Source organism: Flavobacterium sp. IB48, assembly GCF_016405855.1.
Lineage (GTDB): Bacteria > Bacteroidota > Bacteroidia > Flavobacteriales > Flavobacteriaceae > Flavobacterium > Flavobacterium ginsengisoli.
In genome coordinates this window covers 512244-534518 of sequence record NZ_JAEFCA010000003.1, presented here as the reverse complement: position 1 = coordinate 534518, position 22275 = coordinate 512244, and the positions used below count along the sequence as shown (strand labels likewise).

Below are 22275 nucleotides of genomic sequence, written 5' to 3'. Positions count from 1 at the left end.
ATTAATTTTTAGAATATACTAAATGTTGAAAGTCAGGATCAATTAAATTTAATTTTCTCAAATGTTCCTCAGAGTAAAGTTCGCAGCTTTGCAAGAGTTCTTCCTTTTCTTTGTAGGGTAAGGCTAACTCGGTGCCAATTGCCTGAAACCAGCCTTCTTTATATTGATGGTGATAATGAAGATATTCTTTTACAGGAAATACGAAACCATCAATTTTAGACTGCAATTCGGATATTTTTCCGTTTATAGCCACGACTTGCTCTTTAAAACCATTGATTTTATTTAAGTTATCTGTTTTAAGTTTTTCTAGATTAAGTAAGTTTTCTTTTCTACCTCTTATAAAAGCTCTGATTTTGTCAATATTTTCAAATTCTTTCATTACAAAATCAAAGACAAGTCCCCAGATAATGTAAACTACAAAGCCAGCAAAAATGATCATCCAGAATTCAGGTTCGCCCAAAGCAATGTTTAAATTATATGGAGATGATTCTGTTGTCTTGTTAAATTCGTAGATCTTTTTCTCAATGATATAAGCCAAAAGAGAATCGAATAAAAAGGTAATAGCAAAAAGCGAAACAAGTCTCAATATATTTTTTATCCCTTTTCCTTTTTGAACCATATGAATTACATATCCCAACCCCATAAAGACAAACGGAATTGTGGTAACTAAAACCCCTTCTAGCCAGCTTGCTTTAAATGCATTTGTAAAAGCATCGGCATCGAAAATCGCAGCAGTTAAGCTATCATTTGAAAATTCTTTGAAAAATGCAGAATAAGAAGCCGAAATATAAAAGACTAAAACATATAGTGTAATAGGCAAAAGAAGGATAAGTCCAATATAAAATTGTGCTTTAAGCCCCTTTCCTTCTTCAATTCCGTATTTATCAGGATTACGTTTTACTTCAATAATTTCGCTTTTTATCTGATCAATACTTTCAGTTATGTCTTGTTCTTTTTTCTCAAAAATGCCAATAGCAGCTTCGGATTTTTTAAGCTCTGTTCTGTTTTTTTCCTGTTCTTCTCGGTATGGTTGTTTTAGTCTATCTTGTTCCATTTTTTGTTTTCGGCACTGATCTTCAAAACTCATATATAAATTTTGCAGGCATGCCTTTAAAACAATTGGTTTTCCTGTAGCTTTTACAGAAGCGGCAAAACCGCTCTGATAATATGTAATTCTAATTTGTTCTCTGTCTTCTTCATTTTCTTCTAAAACTTTGAAGGAAGAATTCTCAGATTTTTTTAAACTAAATAAATGTGTTAGTGGTTTCATAATTTAAGCGTTTAATTGACTAATAATTTCTTCTTTTCCAATATTTTTCTGTACGCAGTCAATGAAGTAGTCCGATAAATCATTAATGTTTTCTTCTAGAAAATCAAATTTTCGGCAGTATTTTCTCAACATATTTAATTCATCATCTGTAATTTTTCCATCTGCCCAAATAATTCTAGTGAGATCGTATAAATACTCAATTTTGGTATTTAAAGTTTCTGGAACAATAAATTCGGTATGGACTGGGTTTAGAAAAAGCTTGTCAAGTTCTTCTTTTGGAATTCCTCTTTCGTCTGCAAAATGATACAGCATTTGAAGTTCTAATACATCAAATTGATCATCAGATAATGCCATTTGATATAATCTCAAAAAGTGACTTTTTAGTTCTAGTGTTATCATGTTTTTTTGTTTAGTTATTTTAAATGTTCGCAAGCTTTTCCATTTCCATCTCCATCCAAATTTTTGTAGCATTTTTTGTAGCTTTCAAAAGTTTTTTGAGCATCGGCTTGACTTTTAAAATCACCGCAGGTTTTAGTAGGGCAGTTTGAACTTGAATTTGAGCTGGATCCTGAACTAGAACCAGAAGTTATCTCTGTTGAATCTCCTGAATCTGAACAAGAAATTATTGAACTGAAGGCAATAAAAACCAAAACCAAAAGCATGCATCCGTTATTTTTGTTTGAAAATTTGGATCTGTTATTGGCATAATGTCCTTGAACGTACGTTCCGTCTTTTCTGTAATATCCTTTTCGATATCCCATAATAATTAAAATTTAAGGTTATAGATTAAAAATGCGAGAAGTCCTGTGAAGACAAATAGGACAAGGCATCCGTTATTTTGGTATCGTACTCCAGGAATGCCTGTTTTAGTAGAATATCCATTTTTGTTAAAAGTTCCCATTTTCGTTCTAAAACTTGGAGAAATTCCAGATTTACTTACATTTAATCCGAGTCCGCCTCCAAGTTTGATTCTTTTTTGAAATCGAAAGCCCATAATTTTTAAGTTTAGTTGATTAGAAATTTTCTGATTGTTGAAACTTCTCTCGACCAGTCCTTAATTTTCATGTCAATCGAAGTCTGAAATAATTATTTTCTTTTTTTGTAGTGATTATTAGTGCTTGAGTTTTTGTATTTCCCACCTTTATGAGAACTACCTTTTCCGCTTTTGTAATGACCACTTTGAGCTTCAATACTTCCTCCTAAGACTAGGAAGAATAGGCTAAATAAAACAGCTAATTTTTTCATTTTTTTAATTTTAAATTGATTACGATTCAAAAGTAAAACCAAACAAAACCAGTATTTTACGGAAATCCATAATCCTTAAAATTTAAATTTTGGAAATAAAAAAAGCTCCCAAAGGAGCTTATAATTGAAGAAAAAGAAATTTAAATTATTCCCATATCTTTTGTAATCGAAACAAGATGAACTGTATTATTTGCTTTAAAAAAGTCTTTTAGTTTTGCTAATCTTTTTTCCATAGCACTTTTGCTATGTGGTTTTGTATCGCTGTTTTTAAAAATTTCTATAATCTCATCCTGTGATGTTCCATCAGACAAATATTTTAGAATTTTAATATCAATATCATCTATTTCGTAGTTGCCTTTTTCTTGTAGCGCAGAAGCAACTTCGGACGAAATAAATTTCTGATCAGAAGCCGAAATTATGTTTATAGCTTTTTTGAGATCTTCGATACTATTTCTGCCTTTTAGTACAAAAGCATTAATTTCAGAATCCTCGAAAAGAGATTTTATACGAACACTTTTATCTTCAACAGAGTAAGCGATAATTTTAATGTTAGGCTGCAATTCTCGAACTTTTTGAATCAATTCGTCACCACTGCCGATTTTTACTTCGCGATGATCTTTTTTAAACGAAAGATCACTAATTAATAAATCGTATGGTTCATTATCCTGAATGGCTTTTCTTATTTTTAGTAAAGCATCATCGCAATATTTTGCATGTTGAAAATTGACAATGTCGAAATCACTCAAAGTTTGTTTTACAGCTAAATTGAATTCTTCAAAATCTTCGGCAATAATTACTTTTTTAAACATAGGTTTTATTTAGGCATTGTTATTTTTACTTTAAAACCTTTATCAGGTTCAGTGTCAAAAGTAATAGTTCCTTTACTAGACAAAATACGGTTTTCCATATTTTGCAAACCATTTTTTACGATTTTTGATTTTTCGCAACCTTTTCCGTTATCTGTATAGTCTATAAAAATTGTTTTTCCGTTACTGTCAAACTTTACAACAACCAATGAAGCTTGACTATGCTTTTTCATATTTACCATTAATTCTTGTAAAACTCTATAAATGGTAACTTTTTTAATTTCGTCAATTAAATCCCAATTTACTTTTTCAATGTTGTTAATGATAATGTTTGTATGCTCATTATTATAGGTAGAAAGCATTTCTTTTAAATTGAGCGCATAATTTGTTTTAATGTCTACATTATTATTTTCTCTAGAAATTCCTCTAACTCGCGAATAAATATGATCCAGTTTTTGAATTAGAGTTTCTTTAATGCTTTCATTTTCAAGAGACTGAGTTTGTGTAAAAGTAATGGTATTGAAAACATCATTTGCCAGCTCATCATGAATATCTTTGGCAATTCTGGTTTCGGTGTCGTAGGCTGTTTTTATTTTTTCAATTCGATTGCGGTTCTCGTAAAACTTTCTCAAGTAAAGCAATAAGAGAAAAAGCGATGTAATGCCAATTATAAAAAAGATCTTCTGATACTGTGCTTTTTGCAGTGCAAGAGAAGTCTCGGCTTTTTCCAATCGCAGTATTTGGTTTTCGTCTTTCTCCTTTTTAGAATCGTATTTAATTTTGGCAAATTTATTTTTAAAATTGTTTCTAACCTTTATGATGCTGTCATTTATTGCAATATACTTTTTGCCATATTTTACTTCAGATCCATTAGAAATTAGAAAGGTGAGTGCTTTTAAACGTTCATCAACACTATTGAGTTGGGTCGCAATTTCATAAGCTTTTTTTGCTTTTTCATTTGATTTTTGAACATCAGTTTGAGAATAAAATTCTGCGAGATGAAGATAACTTTCTATGCTTCCATAAACATCGTCATTCTTTTTTCTTAAGTCCAGACTTTCATTCATTAGTAGAAGTCCTTTTTCGTTTAAGCCTTTTTTATAATAAGCAAATCCAAGATTATCGATTACTCTTGCCTTACTTTTTATAAAATTATCGAATGCTTTTGTTTCTAAAATTCCTTCTAGAATTTTAATAGCCTTATCATATTTTTTCTGTTTAATATAAACAACAGCAATATTGTTGAGAGGAGATTGTTTGTCGATTTGCTCTTGCGAAACTTTTATAGCCTGATTGTAGTAAAAAATAGCATCATCGTAAATAGAAAGTTCTTTATCGGCAATTCCAAAGGAATTATTGATTGCCGACATATAGCTATTGTTAATTTTTGAATAAGGCAGTGCCTCTGTTAAGGTTTCTTTGCTCCCATAATAATCGCCATTTATTTGTTGGATGTTTGCCATCCGAATTAAATTGTAAACAATATTTGTACTGTCTTTATAAAATTCAAAAGCAATTTTTGATTTATTAAAAAGATAAAAAGCATTGTTGTAGTTGCTCTTTAGGAACTGATCTGTCGCTTTTTCTTGTAGAAGTTTTGCTTCTTTTTTCGATTTCTCAGGTTTGATTAATGTGCTTGTTTTCTCCTCACAAGAAATTAAAAGGAGAAAAATAAAGAAACAAAAAAACGGGGATCGTAACATAAATCGTACTTTCCCCGAATTTAGCAATTTATTGAAAACAACAAATTTTATTTGTTATTTTTTTGGTGGCGTAATATTAGTTTGATCATCACCGGGACCATCGGGTTCACTTGCTTGTCCCTCTGTCGGAATTTCTTTTTTTATTTCAGTTTTTTGTTCTGAAGATTCTAATTCATCAGCAGAGCAAGAGAATAATGTAGTTGACAATAGCGCGCACGCTCCCCATAAATATAATGTTTTCATTTTTTTAAAGTTTAAAAGTTGAACAAGGGGTATTGCTGCCTGAAATCTTTTTCCAGGTTGGTTTTTAAATGGCAATACCAAATTTTGTTTGGGAAGTGAAGTGTGTAGAACCGTAAGATTTTCATCTATACTTCCCGGAATAAAATCCGTCTTACGGTTTTCCACACTTGGTACATGAACTAGTTTTGTACATTTGCTTTTGACCTGCAGATCAAAGCGATAACTAATTTTGTTGAGGCAAAGTAACAACCGTTTTGAGCCTGTATTGACCAGAAAGTCAGGAAAGTCGAATGTTTTTCTTGAAAGTCAGAAGAAGTTCCAGAAAGTCACAAAAAGTTGAGTAAAGTACTTTAGATAAAGTTTTAAAAAGTTCAAATGCCTATGCCAACCATTACTTTTGAAGATTATAAAAAAGCTATTAAAGCTAAATATGAAGAAGAAAAAAATGGAGAATATTCTAATAATCTGAATTCTCCAACATCAGCAAATCTTAGAAATTTGTGCGTCAAAAGATTTGACGCAAATAGTAATAAAGATGACTTAATTGCTTTTAAATCTTTTTTTGATTTTCCATTTGATAAGGATAAGAAAAATCAGTTTGGAGAGGATGAACTGAATAAATTAGAAGCAGTTAAGCGTTTTCTTTTAGGTAAAACAGAGAATCCCGCTGAAGACACTATTCAACTGGCTGCAATATTGGTAGATCTTCAGCCAAGACCTTTTAACGAGTATAGAAAACAACTTGATGAGGACGAAAAAAGATTAATTGAAGTGTTAAGGGATACCGGAACTCCTGAAAATGAAAATTTTTCTAACACTTTAATTGTTGAGATAGAAAACGAACATTCTCCTAGTTTAAAAAATGATGAGGTAGAAAAAGATAAAAATGAAGAAGTAAAGCAAGATGAAACTAGAGAACTAGAACAAGATAAACATCAAGACTGGGAAACAACTCCAATAGGGATATCAGATATTTCAACTCCCGTTAAGATTGGAGGGAAAGATGTGGGAAAATCTGGAATGAAAAAATATTTTGTAATTGCAGCTTTTCTTGCTGTATTAAGTATAATCATTTACTTGAGCATGTCACAAAAAGATTGCATGCAATGGACAAACGATCATTATGAAAAAATAGCAAGATCTGATAATGGCTATTGCGAAACTTATTATGATGCGAGATATTTTAATTTAAGAAAAATTGAAGTATGTGATACAACTGATTTTTTTGATGATAATGGTAGAGCGAAAGTTTTTTATATTAAGATTGGAAACTCTATAGAATGCTATAATCAATCTGCGCCTTATCCAGAAAACACGCAAAGATTCTTAAAACCAATTACACAATATATTATCAATCGATATCTGTCTGATAGACCAAAATGCAATTAATAAAAAAAGAAAGGAAGTACATTTTCGGTACTTCCTTTAAAATTGCGTTATAAAATTAATTATCCTCTGGCGGCGGCGGCGTAATAGTGCCATCGCCAGGACCATCTGCTTGTGCTTCGGTTATAGGTTTTTCTTTTACAACTTTAGTTTTTGCGCTTGTTGTTTCTGTGTCATCAGCAGTGCAAGAATGAGTTGCAAAACTTAACAATACAATACCACTGAATAAAAGTAATTTTTTCACTTTAAAATAAATTTAGGTTAGACAACTGTAGTTTAAGGTTTTTTAGGTGGTGGTGGCACAGTAATAGGATCATCATCCGGTCCTATATTTGCTTTGGCATTATCCACAGACAAAGTATTTTTTTTGATTTCTGTTTTAGATTCGCTTGTTTGACTATCATCCGCAGTGCAGGAGTACGTTGCAAAATTTAATAGAGCAAAAATGCTAAATAGTAATAGTTTCTTCATTTTGTAAAATTAATGGGTTGTTAATATTTATCTAAAATACATTAATTATTAGTCATTGTAATAGAAAAAAAAACATTGTTTAAAAAATGCGATTTATGTAATATATTCCTAAAATCATGAAATTTTTTGTAGGTTTTTACTTTTAATTTAGCATTATTGAATTAAATTAATAAAAAACAAACAAACATGAAAAATAGAAACATATTATTCGTATTAGCCTTAGGCGCGGGAATGTTCGTAACTTCTTGTAGTAACGACGATAATGATGGAGAAACAATAATTCCACTTCAAGGGAAGTATAGTCTAAGCCAAACTGGGACAATTGTTGATGGAAAAGAAGTGTTAATTGATGCACCTCAGAATGCAGCAGGATGTAATAAAGATTATTTGGATCTAAGATTAAGTAACGCAGCGGTTATTGGTGATTATAACGGTTCTGATTGTGCTCTTACAGAAACTACTGGTACTTATGTAAGATCTCATAACGATTTGACTATTACGGTTGGAAACATTAGTTCAACTAGTGATATCATGAACCTTACTAACAAAGAGCTTAAAATTAAAGATAAAACAACTGGTGTAATTACTGTTTATACTAGATAAGAATTTGTTTGAGATAATTTCAATTCGTTTTGAAATGGAAAAAGGAAACTCGTTAAATGAAGTTTCCTTTTTTTTATAAAATAAATTTAATTTACAGGAATATAGATATCAAAAGAAGCTCCTTCGTTGTGAATGCCAGAAGCAGTAATGACTCCGTTGTGGTTTTCTACAATTTTTTTTACAATTGCGAGTCCGATTCCGGTACCATTGTAGCGATCTCTACCATGTAGACGCTGAAACACTTCGAATATCTTTTTGTTGTATTGGGATTCAAAACCAATTCCGTTATCCGAAACTTCTATATGGCAATATTTTTTTGCTGCAATCAGTTTTTCTTCCCCTAGATCTTGGCCTAATGCTATTTTGCTTTTGATTCTAATTATAATCGGAATATCAGGATTTGAAAATTTCAGCGAATTACTAATCAAATTATAAAGCAATTGCTTAAACTGGAACGGAATAATATCAACTTCAGAAGTATGTCCGATTTCAATTATGGCGCTTTTTTGTTCTAATTCTTCGGTTAAATCTTCTTTTACTTCTTTAATAATTTGGCTGAGGTCTGTTTTTATAAAAACACGTTCTTGACTATTTGTTCTAGAATAGGCCAATAAATCATTAATTAAAGTCTGCATTCGTTGTGCAGCGTTTTGCATTCGTTTAAATTTATCTTTTCCGTTTTCTGATAAATTTTCCGATTCTTTATCAATAATCTGCGAAGCAAAAGTCTGTATTTTTCGAAGCGGTTCCTGCAAATCATGACTCGAAATATAAGCAAATGACTGAAGCTCTTTGTTCATTTCTTCTAGTTCATTGTTTTTTTGCTCTAGTTCTAGTGCATTCATTTTTAATTTATCATCGGCTTTTTTTCTTTCGGTTAAATCATGCGTTACTTTAGAAAAACCAATAACATCGCCTTTTTTATTATGAACCGCGGTAATAACTACGCTTGCCCAAAATAAACTTCCGTTTTTACGTGCACGCCAGCCTTCGTGAATTACTTTTCCTTTTTCTCTTGCCAATTCTAAAAGTTCTTCAGGCAATTTATGTTTTTGATCTTCGGCAGTATAAAAAATGCCAAAATATTTTCCGATAATTTCGTCTGCTTTATAGCCTTTAATTTTTTCGGCTCCAACATTCCAATTTTCTACAATACCTTTTGAATTTAAGTATAGAATGGAATATTCTTGAACTTCTTCTACCATCAAATGATAACGCTCTTCACTTTTTCGAAGCGATTCGTTAATCTGAATTAGCTCTCTAGTTCTCGCTGTAACTTGTTGTTCAAGTTCATGAGTAAAAGCTTTTTCGGTATGAATATCGGTAAAAGCGCCGACCCATTTTATGATTTTATTGTCGAGTCCAAAAACAGGTTCTCCAATAACGGTATGCCATCTGTAAGATCCATCTTTTCTACGCATTCTCACATCGCAGCGATACATTTCACCGGTTGCGAGTGCATGTTGCCAGATTTTTACATTTTCTTCAAAATCATCTGGATGAATCATTTTTTGCCAAGAACCTTCAATTCCAGGTTCGACTCCGGTATATTCTAGCCATTTCCCAGAGGTGAAAAGAGCTTTTCCTTCAGCATCAGTTTCCCAGATTAACTGCGGAATGCTTTCTGTAAGTAAACGGAATCTTTTCTCGCTTTCTTCGATTTTTTTTCTGGCTTCGACTTTTTCGGTAACATCAATAAGCGTCATTCTAATTCCAGAAATCGAATTATCGCTTTCGCGGAGTGGTGCAAATTCAAAATCTACGTAGTATTGATCACCGTACTTTTTATTATCAATAAAAAGCAAAGATTCAGATTCAGAATAGACATTTCCAGATTCGTAAACTTGTTTTAATAAATGTGCGTATTTCTGATTGTTAAGTTCTGGGAATATTTCTAATAGTTTTTTTCCTTGAACTTCACTTTCTTCTTTTTTCCAAATATTATTCAAAAGCACAAAATTGGCCATTTCGATCACAAAATCATTTCCGCGGAAAATGGCTTTTGGAACAGGCGATTGCATAATAAGATTTCGCAATTTCTTTTCGCTTTCTTCTATTTTCTGGTTGTATTTTTTTTCTTCGGTAATGTCCCGAATTGTTCCTATTAATTTTGATGGATCATTATTTTCATCATAAAAAACTTTTCCTTTCGCTTCAACCCAATGAATCGATTGATCTTTCCAAATTACACGAGCTTCGTAATTTAAAAAACCTGATTTTAAAGCTTCTTTATATCCTTCATTTCTAAGATGCACATCATCAGGATGAAGATGCGCCAATAATTCTTGATGAGTTAACAAAGATTCTTCGGTATAGCCGTGAATGATTTCCAGATATCTTTCAGAATAGGTGAGATGTCCTGTTTTTACATTAAGTTCCCAAGTTCCCAATTCGCTGGCTTCAACAACAATTTTAAGACGATCTTCGTTAAGTTCGATTTTTTTTCTGGCTTCAACTTTTTCGCTTACTTCGGTAACGGTTACCAAAATTCCTGAAATTGTTCCGTTTTCTTCTTTCAGCGGATGATAAAGAAAATCAAAATAAGAAGTTTCGATTTTGCCATATCGGTTTAAAGGTACAGGAACTTCAATTCCGTGAAACGGAATTCCAGTATTCAAAACATTGTCTAGTAAAACGCTAACAGTTTCTTTTACTTCTGGAAGCGAATCATACAAAGGTCTCCCAACAAAAGATTCTTCCGTTCGATCAACAATTTTGAGATAAGCTTCGTTAGCCATTTCAACCACATATTCAGGTCCACGTAAAATAGTAATACCAACGGGAGCTTGTCTTACTGTATTACGAAACCTTTTATCGCTTTCTTCTATTTTTTGTTTGGCTATATACAAATCTGTAATTTCTACAGCGGTATTCATTACCCCATAAATTTTACCATTTAAATCGTATAAAGGAGTAAAACTGTAATTGAAATAAAAAGATTGCAGCTTATCATCGATGACAATATCGATACGCGAATTTCTAGAATGAAAAGATAGGCCAGTTTCAAAAACCGATTCTACTTGTTCAAAAACCGATTGATTTTTTAGTTCTGGAAGAATTTCTCGGTATGTTTTTCCGATTACATCTGGGCCTTTACCCCAAATTTTTATAATAGATTCATTTGCTAGTTCAATGCGCATTTCTTTTCCAACATAAACCGCAATCGGAAAAGGTGCATTTTCTACCAGCTGTCTTATTTTTTGTTCACTTTCTTCAACTTTTGAACGTGCCAAAACCTGAGCAGTAACTTCTGTAGCAATTGCTGCAATGCCAGAAATAGTGCCGTCTTTTTCGCGCAAAGCTTCGTAAACAAAATTAATATAGGTGTTTTCAGTTTGTCCGTTTCGGTTTAGTTGGACAAAAAGTTCATCTGTAGCAATTTTTTTTCCGTCTCTAAAAACGCTGTTAAGAATTTCATCAAAACCTTGTTTTTTCAATCCTGGCAGAATCTCAAAAATTGGTTTGTTAATTATATTTTCGGCTTTTGTATTCCAAAGCTGCAACATTTGTTCATTGGCAATTTCAACAATATGATTTTCGCTTTTAAAAATGCACATTGCCACAGGCGCTTGCATAATATTATTGACAAATCGCACATTACTTTCCTGTAGCGCATCTGCAACAATTTTCTTTTCGGTGGTTTCTATAACCGTTACCAAAATGCCACCAATAGAGCCATCTTCGATTTTTATCGGACTGTACGAAAAGTCAAAAAAGCAATCTTCTATGTAGCCATTTCGATGCAGTGGAACCTTAAAATCAGGAAAACTTACCGCATGTCCTTTCATTACATCGGCAAACATAGGACCTATAGTATCCCAAATTTCGCTGAATGTTTCCCGCGAGCTTATGCCTAATGCTTTTGGATGTTTAGAAACACCAAGAATAGGACGAAAAGCATCATTATACAATTGGGTATAATTTTCTCCCCAAGCAATGTACATTCCAAACGGATTGCCAAGTATCATTGCCGTCATTGTTTTTAAGCTCTGAGGCCAATTTTCAGGATTTCCCAAAGAGGTTTTGCTCCAATCTGCAGAACGAATTAAATTCCCCATTTCACCTTCTTGAGAAAGAAAATAATGTTCCTTGTGTTTGCGGTTCATTTCCAGAGAAGATTAAGGTTGCAATATGAAATTGGCTCTTTCGGGCTGTTTAAAATTATTTTCGGATGCAATGGTAAGTGCTTTTTCTATTACATTTTTAAGTTTAGAAAATTCACCTGGTTTTCTAATGTAAAAAGAAGCGTCTTTTTGGTATAATTTGTCAACTATTTCGCCGTCTAACGAAGTAGAGAAAATGATAATTGGCAGGGCTTTTAATTCTTCGTCATTTTTAATTTCATCTAAACATTCCAGGCCATTTTTTCTAGGCATATTTAAGTCCAGAAAAAGAACATCGGGAAGATTTGAAATATTAGTTTTCAAATAATTCATCAATTGGACACCGTCGTGTACCATTGACAGCGTAGTGCCGATCGTTATTTCATCGAGAGCTTCTTTAAAGAAAAGGCAGTCATCTTCGTCGTCATCAGCCAATAAAAGATAATAATGCTCTTTATTCATTTTTTATTCTCCTTAATTTAGGGTTAAGTTTTCTTTCGATAAATTTAACTTTTTTAAGTAAGATTTCTAGTTTTTTTGTGAAGAATGTTTTTTAAAAGAAGAAAAAAAGAAGAAAATATCATTGATTTTTTTCTCTAATGCAATTTTAATTCAATAAATGCGTTTTATTAATTCTTTGCAGGTTTTTATTTAAAAGCGTGCTTTTTGAGATTCATATTTCTTTACCAAATAGAAGAAACAAATACTGTAAAACCTTTTAGAATCTCATTTATTTCATTCCAAAAATCACGATTTTAGTGTATACCGTATCCAAAAAGTGTAAAATAATTACACACTCTTTTTTGTTCTTGTTTTTCTAAATGGCTCTGTACCAGTTTAAAATCGTATTGGCATGCCGCTTGTAAATTGTGTTAGTGTCAAAATCTCTAATGTGTCCGTTTTTGAAAGGGAGAAGATTTTGCTAAAAGCCAAATTAAGAAAATTAAAAAAGGAGTATAAGCATGAAAAGCGAAACAATTATCTCAGAACAATTTTATGCGAACGGCAGTTCAGCTATCAGCAAAAAAACATTAAACGGTTCTTTTTTTAGAACCAACGAAAAATCACAAAAAGTGCATGTAGAAAGACCGACAAGTCCTTTTGGATTAGCGATTCTTATTGCTACTTTCTTATTACTAATTGCAGGGGCCGTTATGGTATTTCAATTGCAAGACGATTTTGAGCAATTTCATTTTGAAAGAATTGCTTCGACTTGGGGATTGCCATTTTTAATAATTACGACACTTTTATTTTTCTACCAAACAGGGGTTTTCTTGTACAGTTCGTATTTGTACTTAAGATACAAAGCTATTCCATCAGTATCAGATGATTTATTGCCAACTTGTACGATTATCGTTCCGGCATACAATGAAGGAAAACTAGTTTGGGACACTTTATTAAGTCTTGCAGAAAGCGATTATCCAGCAGAAAAACTGCAGCTTCTTGCTATTGACGATGGAAGTAAAGATGATACTTGGTACTGGATGCAGGAAGCAAAAGCAAAATTAGGAGATCGTGTTACGATTTTTCAGCAGCCTAAAAACCAAGGAAAACGTCAGGCTTTGTACAGAGGTTTCAAATTAGGAACAGGAGAAATCTTCGTAACTGTAGATAGTGATTCTATAGTAAAAAAAGATACTTTAAGAAACTTAGTTAGCCCATTTGTGGTAAATAAAAAATGTGGTGCAGTTGCAGGAAACGTTCAGGTTTTGAACAATAAAAAAGCGATTTTACCAAAAATGCTTAATGTAAGTTTTGTAATGAGTTTCGAATTTCAACGTTCTGCTGAAAGCCAATTGGGTTCTGTATTATGTACGCCAGGAGCTTTGGCTGCTTACAGAAGAGATGCAGTTTTTAATTGTCTGCCAGAATGGATCAACCAAACTTTTATGGGGCAGCCATCAGATATTGGCGAAGATCGTGCTCTTACCAATATGATTTTGAAACAAGGTTTAGAAGTGAAATTTCAAAGAAATGCAGTAGTATTAACTAATGTTCCAGAAGAATACAAAGGATTATACAAAATGTTTATTAGATGGGCGAGAAGTAATGTTCGCGAAAATCTTATGATGGCAAAATATGTTTTCAAGGATTTTAGAAAAGAATCAAAATTTGGACCTAGAATGCTGTTTTTAAATCAGTTTTTTAAAATTGCAATGACGTATCCGTTCTTTTTATTCATGTTCTACTTTATTGCAGTTCACCCAATATTATTCATTAGTTCAACTTTGGTTGCTATATTAATGTTCTCAACATTTTCGATGGTATTTTACGCAAAAAGATATACGCTTGCAGAATCTTTCTGGGCTTATTCTTATAGTGTTTTCTACACTTTCAGTTTATTCTGGATTGCACCTTATGCCATTGCAACAGCCAACAAAAGAGGTTGGTTGACAAGAGGACTATAAATTAAGAACACTATTCATTCTATTATATAAAACTCCGCCAAACGAAAACCCGCTGTAGTGTCAGCGGGTTTTCTCATTTTTATTTAGAATCTAAAGCAGCAATAATCTGCCTTTTCATTGTAGTATTGGTGTAATCTAAAGCTTCGGCATAAGAAACAGAATATTTTCTTTGGATGTTCTGAAAATGTTCTGGAAACGTGCTTAAAATTTTGTCATAATAAATATCGAGCTGTTTTTCTGAAGGCATTTCATATTTCAAACGAAGCTGAAATCTTCTCAATAAAGCGCTATCTATTATTTCGTAATGATTCGTTGCACAGATCAATAAACTATCAGAAGGGAAATAATCAAAAAGCTGAATGATTGTGTTTACCAAACGTCTCATTTCGCCAACATCTTTATCATCGCTGTCACGGCTTTTTCCAATTTGGTCAAATTCATCCAAAAATAATACGGCTCTTTCGCGAATAGCCTTATCAAAAATAGCTTTTAGATTTTTAGAAGTTTCGCCAATTCTAGAATCGACCACAGTGCTGAGGTTTACAATAATTATCTTTTTATTTAAAGCATTGGCAATTGCTTTTGCTGTTGTCGTTTTGCCGCAGCCAGAACTTCCATGCAATAAAATCTTATTGTCAACTTTAAGATTGTATTGTTTTAATTCTTCAATATATTGATGTTCCTTGATTATCTGAAGCAAAGCGGCTTTATTTTCATCACTAAAAAACAAATCGTCTAAAGCAATTTTTTCAGTATCAATTACGGTAAGATCATTCAGGTTCATCTGCATTTAATTTGCTGCAAAATTAAGTTTTATTCTGCAATGTTTTCGTTCCAGATTTCTTTTCCTAAAAAACGGTTTCCAAAGATCGAAGTGCCAATTCTCACCATATTAGAACCCTCTGCAATGGCGAGTTCTAAATCTTGAGACATTCCCATAGAAAGTTTCAAATCTTGTAAACCTTCAATTCCTTCAGAATATATTTCATCTCTTATGGTTCTTAAAAGTCGTAAAGACGGAATCATTTTTTCTTTTTCAACATCCAAAAGCCCAATACTCATTAAACCTTTAATATTTAAAGTTTCGTATGTTTTTATTTTTTTAATGAAAGACAAAACATTTTCTGGCGCCAATCCGAATTTGCTTTCTTCGTAGGAAGTATTGACTTGCACAAAAACATCCAATTTTCTATTTTGGTTTTGAAGTTGTTTGTGTAACTCATCGGCCAGATTAATTCGGTCTAGAGATTGAATACAAGTTACATATTTCAAAACATCTTTTACTTTATTCGTTTGAAGATGTCCAATAAAATGACGTTCGACAGGAAGACTTTTCAAAACATCATTTTTATCTCGCAATTCCTGCATTTTATTTTCCCCCATTAAAGTCTCGCCAGCCTCGATTGCAATTCGTATTTGCTCAGCTGGAACAGTTTTGGTCGCTAATAAAAGCTGAACATCTTCAGGATTTCTTCCAGCAATTCTGCAAGCACTTTCAATGCGTTGATGCACTTTAATCAAATTAAAAATAATATCGTTTTTCATACTGCAAAATTAAATCTAAACCATAAAATCATACTGGACCAGTACATTTCAAAAAATGAAAAAACTGGATGATTTTAAACTTTTAAATCCAGAATAAATTTGCATAGAGAAAAAAAACTTAGCACCTTATAAAAAATGAAAATAGCAGTTTGGGATACCTACGTAACCCGCAAAGATGGAAAAATTATGCATTTTGATATTTTGGTTGACGAAAATGTTAACGATGCAGAACAAGTGTACGAATACGGAAAATTATATCTGAAAAGTGTAGATGAGGAAGGACAAACATTATCTTCTAAAGAATGCCGTTTCTGCCACATTGATAAAGCGCCAATCGAAGTAGAAAATCAAGTTCGGGAAAATGGTTTTTCTATTATTGAAATGGAAAATTGTAATTAAATGAATGCGGATAAAACAGATTTGCTATCGCGAAAACGCTGATTCGACGGATTTTAAAATCAGTTTTTTTCCGCGTTTTTGCAATAGCAAATCCGTAAAATCTGCGTTTAATTTTTAAAGCAATTTAGAAAGCGCTTTAATTCCTTCTTCCATTTGTTTTTCAGAAAGAGAAGCATAACCCAGACGAAAACCTTTGATGGTTTCATCAAAACTAAATCGATCAGAACTCATGATTCGAATGCCTTGCGATTTTAGTTTTTCGAAAATTTCCAAAACATTAATTTCTGCTTTTGGAACAATCCAAAAAGCAAGTCCGCCTTCCGGTTTTGTAAAAACGATTTTATGTTGAAGATATTGATTTAATAAGCTGTCGAAAAAATCTCTTTTGCTTTTATAAACCAAATTGGCTTTTTTAAGATGGCGCTTTATTTTGCCTTCATTGATGAGGTTTAAAATTGCTTCTTCCATAATATTATCGCCTTGAACGTCGATTATTTTTCTATGATTTCCAATTTTCTGAATGTTTTCATTCGAACTGGCTAAATATCCTATACGTAAAGCTGGAGCAACAATTTTACTGAAAGTGCCAATATAAATATAGTTTTTCAAACCCGAATAGCTAGAAATCGGAAGTATTGGTCTTTGGCCAAAATGAAATTCATTATCATAATCATCTTCAATAATCGTGAAATTATATTGATTCGAAAGTTCAATCAGTTTTAAACGCTTTTTTAAAGACAAAGTAACCGTAGTTGGAAACTGATGATGTGGTGTAACATAAATGGCTTTTATATTTTTATGCTGCAAATATTTTTCGACTTGATCGATATCCAATCCGTCCGATTCTACATTTACCGGAAGTAAAGTTGCGCCAGCATTTTCGAAAGCTTCCCAAGCAGGTTTGTAGCCAGGATTTTCGACCAAAACAAAATCGCCCGATTTTAAAATACAATGAGAGGCAAGGTACATCGCCATTTGGCTTCCGCGCGTAATACAGATTTGATCATGAGAAATGCTCATGCCACGCTTAAAATTGAGCATTTGAGCAATTGATTTTCTAAAATCTAAATTTCCCAATTCGTTGCTGTAACCCATAATTTGCCAACGCGATTTTCGGCTAAACAACTCTCGATACGCTCTTGCCAAATCGTTCATTGGAGCAAGACGGCTGTCTGGAAGTCCGTCATCGAAAACCAAAAAGCTTTTAGGCTCTTCAATTGTAATATTTTGCTCTTTTTTATTTTCTGTGGAATGATGAATTTGCGAAAGTGATTCGGTTACAAAAGTTCCTTTTCGGTCAATTGTTACAAGCCAGCCTTCGGCAATTAAAACATCCAAAGCTTCTACAACAGTATTTCGGTTTACTTTTAATAATTCAGCCAATTGTCTGCTTCCTGGCAAAGCATTTCCGCTAACCAATTTTCCTGTTTGGATAGCCTCAATTATAGCATCGGCAATTTGGAGATAAATGGCTTTATCTGATTTTTTGTCTAACTGAATTTCTAAAGGCCAAGGTCGAAGCATGTGGACTGTTTCTTTTTTATAAATGAAGATAATTTGCTAGTCCAAAAATACAATAATTATAAATGGAAAATAATTGTGTATTATTTTGAAGAAAAGCAAGCTCACATGCAGTACCTTAAAAGTGTTTTTGTTGTTTTAGAATGAAAATTTAGAAAAGAAAAGTATTGAAGAGATTTTTTTAATTCATTAAAAAGGGAATAGATAGAAACCTATTCCCTTTTTTTGTCCTAAGAATATTAAGAAAGTACTGTGTTTGGCAGAACACTAGTGTTTTGAGTAAAATTTAAAGTAAGCTGATCCAGATGTCCAAAGAAAAAAGTGTCTAAAACTTGCTGAAATACAGGATGGGCATTTTCGACCAAAACAAACAAGCTCATAGAAGAATGTAGTTTTTTGGCGCCTAAATCGCCCAAAATTCCTTCGGCAGATTTTTTATTAAAAGTCAATAAAAGTTTTGAAATTTCAATCAGATGTTTAGACAGAATAGGATGATTTAAGAATTCGGTTGCCTCTTTTAAATCTGCTACAGCATAATAATCTGAAATCGTACTTTTTCCTAGTCCTTTAATCTGCGGAAAAATAAACCACATCCAATGCGTTTCTTTTTTACCTTTTTCAATTTCAGAAAAAGCAGTTAAGTACAATTTGTTTTGAGCATCTAGAAATCGGGTCAAATCATTCTTTGCGTAAATCATGTCTTGATTCTGTATTAAATTGTTTATATATGGAGTTTCTTTAATAGGTAACACTTCGATATTTCTTTATTGTATGTTGTCAAATTTTTTTTGCTTACCAAAAGTAGATTGCTTAAGTCATTATGAGTTATAGAATTGCAATTAGTCTTTACATAATTCCGATAGCCTGTAAGAATGCCTTGTTAATAAATTTCTAAAGTTTTGAATGGTTCTAAATTCTAATGTTATTTTAATGTTCTGCAAAAAAAATGGCTCTAACTTGCGCGCTCAGAAAAAATAGAATAAACGCCTTAAATTACTGGGATCCTGAATCAAAATGATTTGATTTGGGTAAACTTTCAGCCTTTTTTTAGACTATGTTGAACAAAATTAAAAATAGCTTTTTATGTAAATGCCTTCAGGTGTTGCTTGTCGGCTATTTTCTAATTAGCAGTTTAAACATTTCTAATAGTGTTGGAAGAATCTTGAGTGATAATGCTGAAACTTATACTGTAAAAGGCATTACTTGCAATTTCTTGAAGAAAATCTTTAAATGTGACGGAATTCCAGAAGAAATGGACGATTACAAAACAAAAGATACTAAAACGGCTAAATTGTCAAAAGGAATTCCTTTAATGGAATATTTGGTTTCATCAGAATCACTAATGCCTAATTTTTATTTCTTAATAGAATTTGAAGGAAAAAAATATATTGACAATACAATCTTCTCATTTGGCTTTCATGGGAAAATAGATATACCACCTCCTCGATTGAATTCATAAATACTTGTTTTTTAAGGATTAGGATAAAAATCTTAATCCATTAATGCGGTTTTTGCCGTATATTTATTCTATGTAATAATCTTGTATTTATACTTTAAATTCATGACACCATTTAAACGTTTTTATAACTTATTGCAGCTCGATAAACGCGATGTATATCAAATTATCTTCTATGCTGCATTTGCAGGGTTAGTAAATCTTTCTCTGCCTTTGGGAATCCAAGCTATTATTAATTTTATTCAAAGCGGACAGCTAAGCGTCTCGTGGATCGTTCTGGTAATTCTAGTTACGGTGGGCGTTGGTTTTGGAGGTGTTCTTACGATTTTGCAGCTGCGAATTGTAGAGAATCTGCAGCAGCGAATTTTTGTGCGTTCGTCTTTTGAATTTGCGTACAGAATGCCTTTAATAAAATTTAAAGAAATGTACTCGGAATATGCTCCCGAAAAAGCCAATCGTTTTTTTGATACTTTAATGGTACAGAAAGGCACTGCAAAATTATTGCTTGATTTCTGCACCGCATTCCTTCAGGTTGGTCTGGGGATTATTCTATTAGTTCTTTACCATTCTTTCTTTATGGTAATCGGACTTTTATTTATTGTCATTTTATATGTCATTTTTAAATTTTCGTACAAAGATGGTCTTGAGACAAGTTTGAACGAATCAAAATTTAAATATAAAGTTGCAGCATGGCTTCAAGAAATTGCCCGCAATAGAGAAAGCTTCCGCAGAAAAGGAGCTTTTGAATATGCATTGGACAGAAATGATGGCTATGTAACCAACTACGTCAATTACCGTGAAAAGCACTTTCAGGTAATGAAGAAGCAATATATTCAGCTGACTATTTTTAAAGTAATTGTTACTGCTGCCTTATTATCTATCGGTGGTTTTCTGGTAATTCACCACCAAATGAACATAGGGCAGTTCGTAGCAGCTGAAATCGTAATTGTATTATTAATTAACTCGGTAGAAAAAATCATCTTCGGATTGGAGTCTTTCTACGACGTGCTAACTTCTGTTGAAAAAATTGGTCAGGTGACTGATATGGAGATTTCATGCATTCCTCAAACTTCAGATAAAACAGAAAAAGGAATCAATATTGAGACCGAAAGCATGAGTTATAATTATCCAGGACACAATAAAAAATCACTTAAGAATATCAACTTGAAAATTTCTCAAGGCGAAAAAATTATTCTTACAGGAACAAATGGGGCAGGAAAAAGTACTTTGCTGCGATTGCTTTCGGGTGTTCTAGAACCAGAAAGCGGTGCCATGTATGTGACCGATAATTATATGAATCGTCTTAATGAAGATACATACAGAGCACAATCGGGGACATTTTTGCAAGGCGATACACTTTTTGCAGGAACAATTCGCGAGAATATTGTTTTTGGAAATGAAGAACTAAATAGTGATGATTTAAAATGGGCTTTAGATAATGTTGGTCTTACGCCATATATTAAAACTTTCGAAAACGGGTTGGAGAATCAAATTCATCCTGGAGGTCGTGAACTTTCTGCTTCTGATGTTCAAAAGATTCTTTTGGCAAGGAGTATTGTGGGTAAACCGAATATCTTATTCTTAGAAGATCCAGTTGACAAAATGGACGAATTGACTTCGAGTAAAATTGTTGATTTTTTACTTTCTGAAGAAAACGACTGGACTGTTATTGTGACTTCTAAAAATGATGTTTGGAAAAGCAAATGCAGTCGTATGATTACGATTGATGACGGAAAAATTATTAACGACATAAAGCTTTAATCATGCTCAACCTATCTAAAGATAACAACGTACTTATAACGCCGGGCAAATACAAATCGATTACAAGTGTTGCTCGTAGACCTCATTACGAAATTTTAAACAAAGTCATAATCGGATTTTTGATTTTTGCTGTCTTATGCCTTTTCTTGCCTTGGACACAAAACATCTCGGGAACAGGTTCTGTAACAACTTTAAAACCAGATCAGAGACCTCAAACGGTTCATAATGCCATTGCAGGACGTATTGAAAAATGGTTTGTAAAAGAAGGAGATTATGTAAAGAAAGGAGATACGATACTTTACATTTCGGAGATCAAAGAAGATTACTTGGATCCTAATTTGGTTAACAATACCAAACAACAAGTAGATGCCAAAAAAATGGCGGTAGAATCATACGGTGACAAAGTAAATTCGCTAGATGTTCAAGCGCAGTCTTTGAATACAGAAAAACAATTGAAATTACAGCAGGCGCAAAACAAAATTCGTCAGTCGCAACTGAAAATAAAAAGCGACAGTATGGATTTGGTTGCAGTAAAAACACAGCTTAGAATTGCAAAAACACAATTTGATCGTTCTACTGCTTTAAATAAAGAAGGTTTAAAACCAATGACAGATGTCGAGCAGAAAAGATTAAAGCTGCAAGAGTCTGAAGCGTATGTGATTACGCAAGAAAATAAACTTTTGAGCAGTAAAAACGAATTGATTAATGCAAGAGTAGAAGTTAGCAGAATTACTGCCGAATATGCTGAAAAAATATCAAAATCAAGAAGTGATAAATTTACTGCCTTAAGTACACAGTATGACACAGAAGCTCAGGTTAACAAACTAGAGAATCAATATACCAACTACAGACTTAGAAATGGTTTGTACTATATTACAGCGCCACAGAGTGGTTATGTAAACCGTGCTTTATTGGCAGGTCTTGGAGAAACTATTAAAGAAGGAACTCCTGTTGTAAGTATCATGCCAGCTAAATACGATATTGCAGTAGAAACTTATGTAGATCCAATCGATTTACCGCTTGTGCATCGTGGTGCAAAAGTTCGTGTTTGGTTTGATGGATGGCCTAGGATTGTATTTTCTGGATGGCCTGGGTTGTCTTATGGAACTTACGGGGGTAAAGTTGTAGCTATAGAAAATTTCATTAGTCCAAACGGAAAATACAGAATTCTGGTTTCGCCAGATGGAGAAGATCGTCACTGGCCAAAAGAATTAAGTATTGGTGCTGGTGCGCAAAGTATAGCGTTGTTAGAAACCGTTTCGGTATGGTACGAGATTTGGCGAAACTTGAATGGTTTCCCACCAAACTATTACAATTCAGGAGAAAAAGAAGATAAAGGAAAGGAGAAAAAGTAA

At 32.8% G+C, this 22275-nt stretch carries 23 protein-coding genes; 7 read left to right on the top strand and 16 right to left on the bottom strand.

Annotated features, from left to right (window positions below; translation table 11 throughout):
- Position 1: 1 nt before the first annotated feature.
- The 8 genes from JC605_RS12970 to JC605_RS23720 form a co-directional block, all read right to left on the bottom strand.
- Positions 2 to 1270 (bottom strand): ABC transporter permease, encoded by a 1269-nt coding sequence (locus tag JC605_RS12970; protein WP_198856596.1) that lies wholly within the window; start codon positions 1268 to 1270, stop codon positions 2 to 4.
- A 3-nt stretch (positions 1271 to 1273) separates the two neighbouring features.
- The gene (locus JC605_RS12965; protein ID WP_198856595.1) at positions 1274 to 1669 is read right to left on the bottom strand and encodes a TerB family tellurite resistance protein; all 396 of its coding nucleotides are present in this window, start codon (positions 1667 to 1669) and stop codon (positions 1274 to 1276) included.
- A 14-nt stretch (positions 1670 to 1683) separates the two neighbouring features.
- Complete coding sequence (locus tag JC605_RS12960) at positions 1684 to 2031, bottom strand: excalibur calcium-binding domain-containing protein (RefSeq protein WP_233074101.1); 348 nt, start codon at positions 2029 to 2031, stop codon at positions 1684 to 1686.
- A gap of 5 nt (positions 2032 to 2036) precedes the next feature.
- Positions 2037 to 2264, bottom strand: a complete 228-nt coding sequence (locus JC605_RS12955; protein ID WP_198856594.1) for a DUF4236 domain-containing protein — start codon at positions 2262 to 2264, stop codon at positions 2037 to 2039.
- A 92-nt stretch (positions 2265 to 2356) separates the two neighbouring features.
- Positions 2357 to 2515, bottom strand: coding sequence for a hypothetical protein (locus JC605_RS12950; protein WP_198856593.1), 159 nt, complete (start codon positions 2513 to 2515; stop codon positions 2357 to 2359).
- 140 nt (positions 2516 to 2655) lie between these two features.
- Positions 2656 to 3324 carry a response regulator gene (locus JC605_RS12945; RefSeq protein ID WP_198856592.1) on the bottom strand — a complete coding sequence of 223 codons (669 nt, stop codon included), beginning with the start codon at positions 3322 to 3324 and terminating at the stop codon, positions 2656 to 2658.
- A gap of 5 nt (positions 3325 to 3329) precedes the next feature.
- Complete coding sequence (locus tag JC605_RS12940) at positions 3330 to 4784, bottom strand: ATP-binding protein (RefSeq protein WP_370569054.1); 1455 nt, start codon at positions 4782 to 4784, stop codon at positions 3330 to 3332.
- A gap of 294 nt (positions 4785 to 5078) precedes the next feature.
- Positions 5079 to 5432, bottom strand: coding sequence for a hypothetical protein (locus tag JC605_RS23720; protein ID WP_233074099.1), 354 nt, complete (start codon positions 5430 to 5432; stop codon positions 5079 to 5081).
- A 216-nt stretch (positions 5433 to 5648) separates the two neighbouring features.
- Here JC605_RS23720 and JC605_RS12930 point away from each other — a divergent pair, with 216 nt between their 5' ends.
- The gene (locus JC605_RS12930; RefSeq protein WP_198856590.1) at positions 5649 to 6656 is read left to right on the top strand and encodes a hypothetical protein; all 1008 of its coding nucleotides are present in this window, start codon (positions 5649 to 5651) and stop codon (positions 6654 to 6656) included.
- 55 nt (positions 6657 to 6711) lie between these two features.
- Here the strand turns inward: JC605_RS12930 and JC605_RS12925 are convergent, their stop codons facing one another.
- Positions 6712 to 6897 carry a hypothetical protein gene (locus tag JC605_RS12925; RefSeq protein WP_198856589.1) on the bottom strand — a complete coding sequence of 62 codons (186 nt, stop codon included), beginning with the start codon at positions 6895 to 6897 and terminating at the stop codon, positions 6712 to 6714.
- Between the two features lie 32 nt (positions 6898 to 6929).
- Positions 6930 to 7124 (bottom strand): hypothetical protein, encoded by a 195-nt coding sequence (locus JC605_RS12920; protein WP_198856588.1) that lies wholly within the window; start codon positions 7122 to 7124, stop codon positions 6930 to 6932.
- Positions 7125 to 7310: 186 nt separating this feature from the next.
- Here JC605_RS12920 and JC605_RS12915 point away from each other — a divergent pair, with 186 nt between their 5' ends.
- Positions 7311 to 7727: a lipocalin family protein gene (locus JC605_RS12915; protein ID WP_198856587.1), complete on the top strand. Its 417-nt coding sequence runs from the start codon at positions 7311 to 7313 to the stop codon at positions 7725 to 7727.
- A gap of 86 nt (positions 7728 to 7813) precedes the next feature.
- On the opposite strand, the gene JC605_RS12910 is transcribed toward JC605_RS12915, so the two are convergent.
- On the bottom strand, positions 7814 to 11833 hold the full coding sequence (locus JC605_RS12910) for a PAS domain S-box protein (RefSeq protein ID WP_198856586.1): 4020 nt from the start codon (positions 11831 to 11833) through the stop codon (positions 7814 to 7816).
- Between the two features lie 12 nt (positions 11834 to 11845).
- Positions 11846 to 12292 carry a response regulator gene (locus JC605_RS12905; RefSeq protein ID WP_198856585.1) on the bottom strand — a complete coding sequence of 149 codons (447 nt, stop codon included), beginning with the start codon at positions 12290 to 12292 and terminating at the stop codon, positions 11846 to 11848.
- A gap of 500 nt (positions 12293 to 12792) precedes the next feature.
- On the opposite strand from JC605_RS12905, the gene JC605_RS12900 reads away from it, so the two are divergent.
- The gene (locus JC605_RS12900) at positions 12793 to 14238 is read left to right on the top strand and encodes a glycosyltransferase family 2 protein (protein ID WP_198856584.1); all 1446 of its coding nucleotides are present in this window, start codon (positions 12793 to 12795) and stop codon (positions 14236 to 14238) included.
- Between the two features lie 79 nt (positions 14239 to 14317).
- Here JC605_RS12900 and JC605_RS12895 read toward each other — a convergent pair whose 3' ends face one another.
- Positions 14318 to 15022, bottom strand: a complete 705-nt coding sequence (locus JC605_RS12895; protein ID WP_198856583.1) for an AAA family ATPase — start codon at positions 15020 to 15022, stop codon at positions 14318 to 14320.
- A gap of 29 nt (positions 15023 to 15051) precedes the next feature.
- Positions 15052 to 15783: a YggS family pyridoxal phosphate-dependent enzyme gene (locus JC605_RS12890; RefSeq protein WP_198856582.1), complete on the bottom strand. Its 732-nt coding sequence runs from the start codon at positions 15781 to 15783 to the stop codon at positions 15052 to 15054.
- A 135-nt stretch (positions 15784 to 15918) separates the two neighbouring features.
- Between JC605_RS12890 and JC605_RS12885 the strand changes: the two genes are divergently transcribed.
- On the top strand, positions 15919 to 16182 hold the full coding sequence (locus JC605_RS12885; RefSeq protein ID WP_198856581.1) for a DUF2024 family protein: 264 nt from the start codon (positions 15919 to 15921) through the stop codon (positions 16180 to 16182).
- Positions 16183 to 16296: 114 nt separating this feature from the next.
- On the opposite strand, the gene JC605_RS12880 is transcribed toward JC605_RS12885, so the two are convergent.
- Positions 16297 to 17706 (bottom strand): PLP-dependent aminotransferase family protein, encoded by a 1410-nt coding sequence (locus tag JC605_RS12880; RefSeq protein ID WP_198856580.1) that lies wholly within the window; start codon positions 17704 to 17706, stop codon positions 16297 to 16299.
- A gap of 236 nt (positions 17707 to 17942) precedes the next feature.
- On the bottom strand, positions 17943 to 18401 hold the full coding sequence (locus JC605_RS12875; RefSeq protein WP_198856579.1) for a DUF1810 domain-containing protein: 459 nt from the start codon (positions 18399 to 18401) through the stop codon (positions 17943 to 17945).
- A 356-nt stretch (positions 18402 to 18757) separates the two neighbouring features.
- Here JC605_RS12875 and JC605_RS12870 point away from each other — a divergent pair, with 356 nt between their 5' ends.
- The 3 genes from JC605_RS12870 (at position 18758) to JC605_RS12860 (ending at position 22275) form a co-directional block, all read left to right on the top strand.
- The gene (locus JC605_RS12870) at positions 18758 to 19162 is read left to right on the top strand and encodes a hypothetical protein (RefSeq protein ID WP_198856578.1); all 405 of its coding nucleotides are present in this window, start codon (positions 18758 to 18760) and stop codon (positions 19160 to 19162) included.
- A 102-nt stretch (positions 19163 to 19264) separates the two neighbouring features.
- On the top strand, positions 19265 to 20920 hold the full coding sequence (locus JC605_RS12865; protein ID WP_198856577.1) for a peptidase domain-containing ABC transporter: 1656 nt from the start codon (positions 19265 to 19267) through the stop codon (positions 20918 to 20920).
- Between the two features lie 2 nt (positions 20921 to 20922).
- The gene (locus JC605_RS12860) at positions 20923 to 22275 is read left to right on the top strand and encodes an HlyD family secretion protein (protein ID WP_198856576.1); all 1353 of its coding nucleotides are present in this window, start codon (positions 20923 to 20925) and stop codon (positions 22273 to 22275) included.

What these genes read in the sequence shown, in the direction of transcription:
- JC605_RS12945 (WP_198856592.1), bottom strand. Translation starts at nt 3,324, where the DNA reads ATGTTTAAAAAAGTAATTATTGCCGAAGATTTTGAAGAATTCAATTTA.
- JC605_RS12965 (WP_198856595.1), bottom strand. Translation starts at nt 1,669, where the DNA reads ATGATAACACTAGAACTAAAAAGTCACTTTTTGAGATTATATCAAATG.
- JC605_RS12885 (WP_198856581.1), top strand. Translation starts at nt 15,919, where the DNA reads ATGAAAATAGCAGTTTGGGATACCTACGTAACCCGCAAAGATGGAAAA.
- JC605_RS12890 (WP_198856582.1), bottom strand. Translation starts at nt 15,783, where the DNA reads ATGAAAAACGATATTATTTTTAATTTGATTAAAGTGCATCAACGCATT.
- JC605_RS12875 (WP_198856579.1), bottom strand. Translation starts at nt 18,401, where the DNA reads ATGATTTACGCAAAGAATGATTTGACCCGATTTCTAGATGCTCAAAAC.
- JC605_RS12960 (WP_233074101.1), bottom strand. Translation starts at nt 2,031, where the DNA reads ATGGGATATCGAAAAGGATATTACAGAAAAGACGGAACGTACGTTCAA.
- JC605_RS12940 (WP_370569054.1), bottom strand. Translation starts at nt 4,784, where the DNA reads ATGGCAAACATCCAACAAATAAATGGCGATTATTATGGGAGCAAAGAA.
- JC605_RS12930 (WP_198856590.1), top strand. Translation starts at nt 5,649, where the DNA reads ATGCCAACCATTACTTTTGAAGATTATAAAAAAGCTATTAAAGCTAAA.
- JC605_RS12950 (WP_198856593.1), bottom strand. Translation starts at nt 2,515, where the DNA reads ATGAAAAAATTAGCTGTTTTATTTAGCCTATTCTTCCTAGTCTTAGGA.
- JC605_RS12880 (WP_198856580.1), bottom strand. Translation starts at nt 17,706, where the DNA reads ATGCTTCGACCTTGGCCTTTAGAAATTCAGTTAGACAAAAAATCAGAT.
- JC605_RS12905 (WP_198856585.1), bottom strand. Translation starts at nt 12,292, where the DNA reads ATGAATAAAGAGCATTATTATCTTTTATTGGCTGATGACGACGAAGAT.
- JC605_RS12970 (WP_198856596.1), bottom strand. Translation starts at nt 1,270, where the DNA reads ATGAAACCACTAACACATTTATTTAGTTTAAAAAAATCTGAGAATTCT.
- JC605_RS12865 (WP_198856577.1), top strand. Translation starts at nt 19,265, where the DNA reads ATGACACCATTTAAACGTTTTTATAACTTATTGCAGCTCGATAAACGC.
- JC605_RS12915 (WP_198856587.1), top strand. Translation starts at nt 7,311, where the DNA reads ATGAAAAATAGAAACATATTATTCGTATTAGCCTTAGGCGCGGGAATG.
- JC605_RS12895 (WP_198856583.1), bottom strand. Translation starts at nt 15,022, where the DNA reads ATGAACCTGAATGATCTTACCGTAATTGATACTGAAAAAATTGCTTTA.
- JC605_RS12860 (WP_198856576.1), top strand. Translation starts at nt 20,923, where the DNA reads ATGCTCAACCTATCTAAAGATAACAACGTACTTATAACGCCGGGCAAA.
- JC605_RS12900 (WP_198856584.1), top strand. Translation starts at nt 12,793, where the DNA reads ATGAAAAGCGAAACAATTATCTCAGAACAATTTTATGCGAACGGCAGT.
- JC605_RS12920 (WP_198856588.1), bottom strand. Translation starts at nt 7,124, where the DNA reads ATGAAGAAACTATTACTATTTAGCATTTTTGCTCTATTAAATTTTGCA.
- JC605_RS12955 (WP_198856594.1), bottom strand. Translation starts at nt 2,264, where the DNA reads ATGGGCTTTCGATTTCAAAAAAGAATCAAACTTGGAGGCGGACTCGGA.
- JC605_RS12910 (WP_198856586.1), bottom strand. Translation starts at nt 11,833, where the DNA reads ATGAACCGCAAACACAAGGAACATTATTTTCTTTCTCAAGAAGGTGAA.
- JC605_RS12870 (WP_198856578.1), top strand. Translation starts at nt 18,758, where the DNA reads ATGTTGAACAAAATTAAAAATAGCTTTTTATGTAAATGCCTTCAGGTG.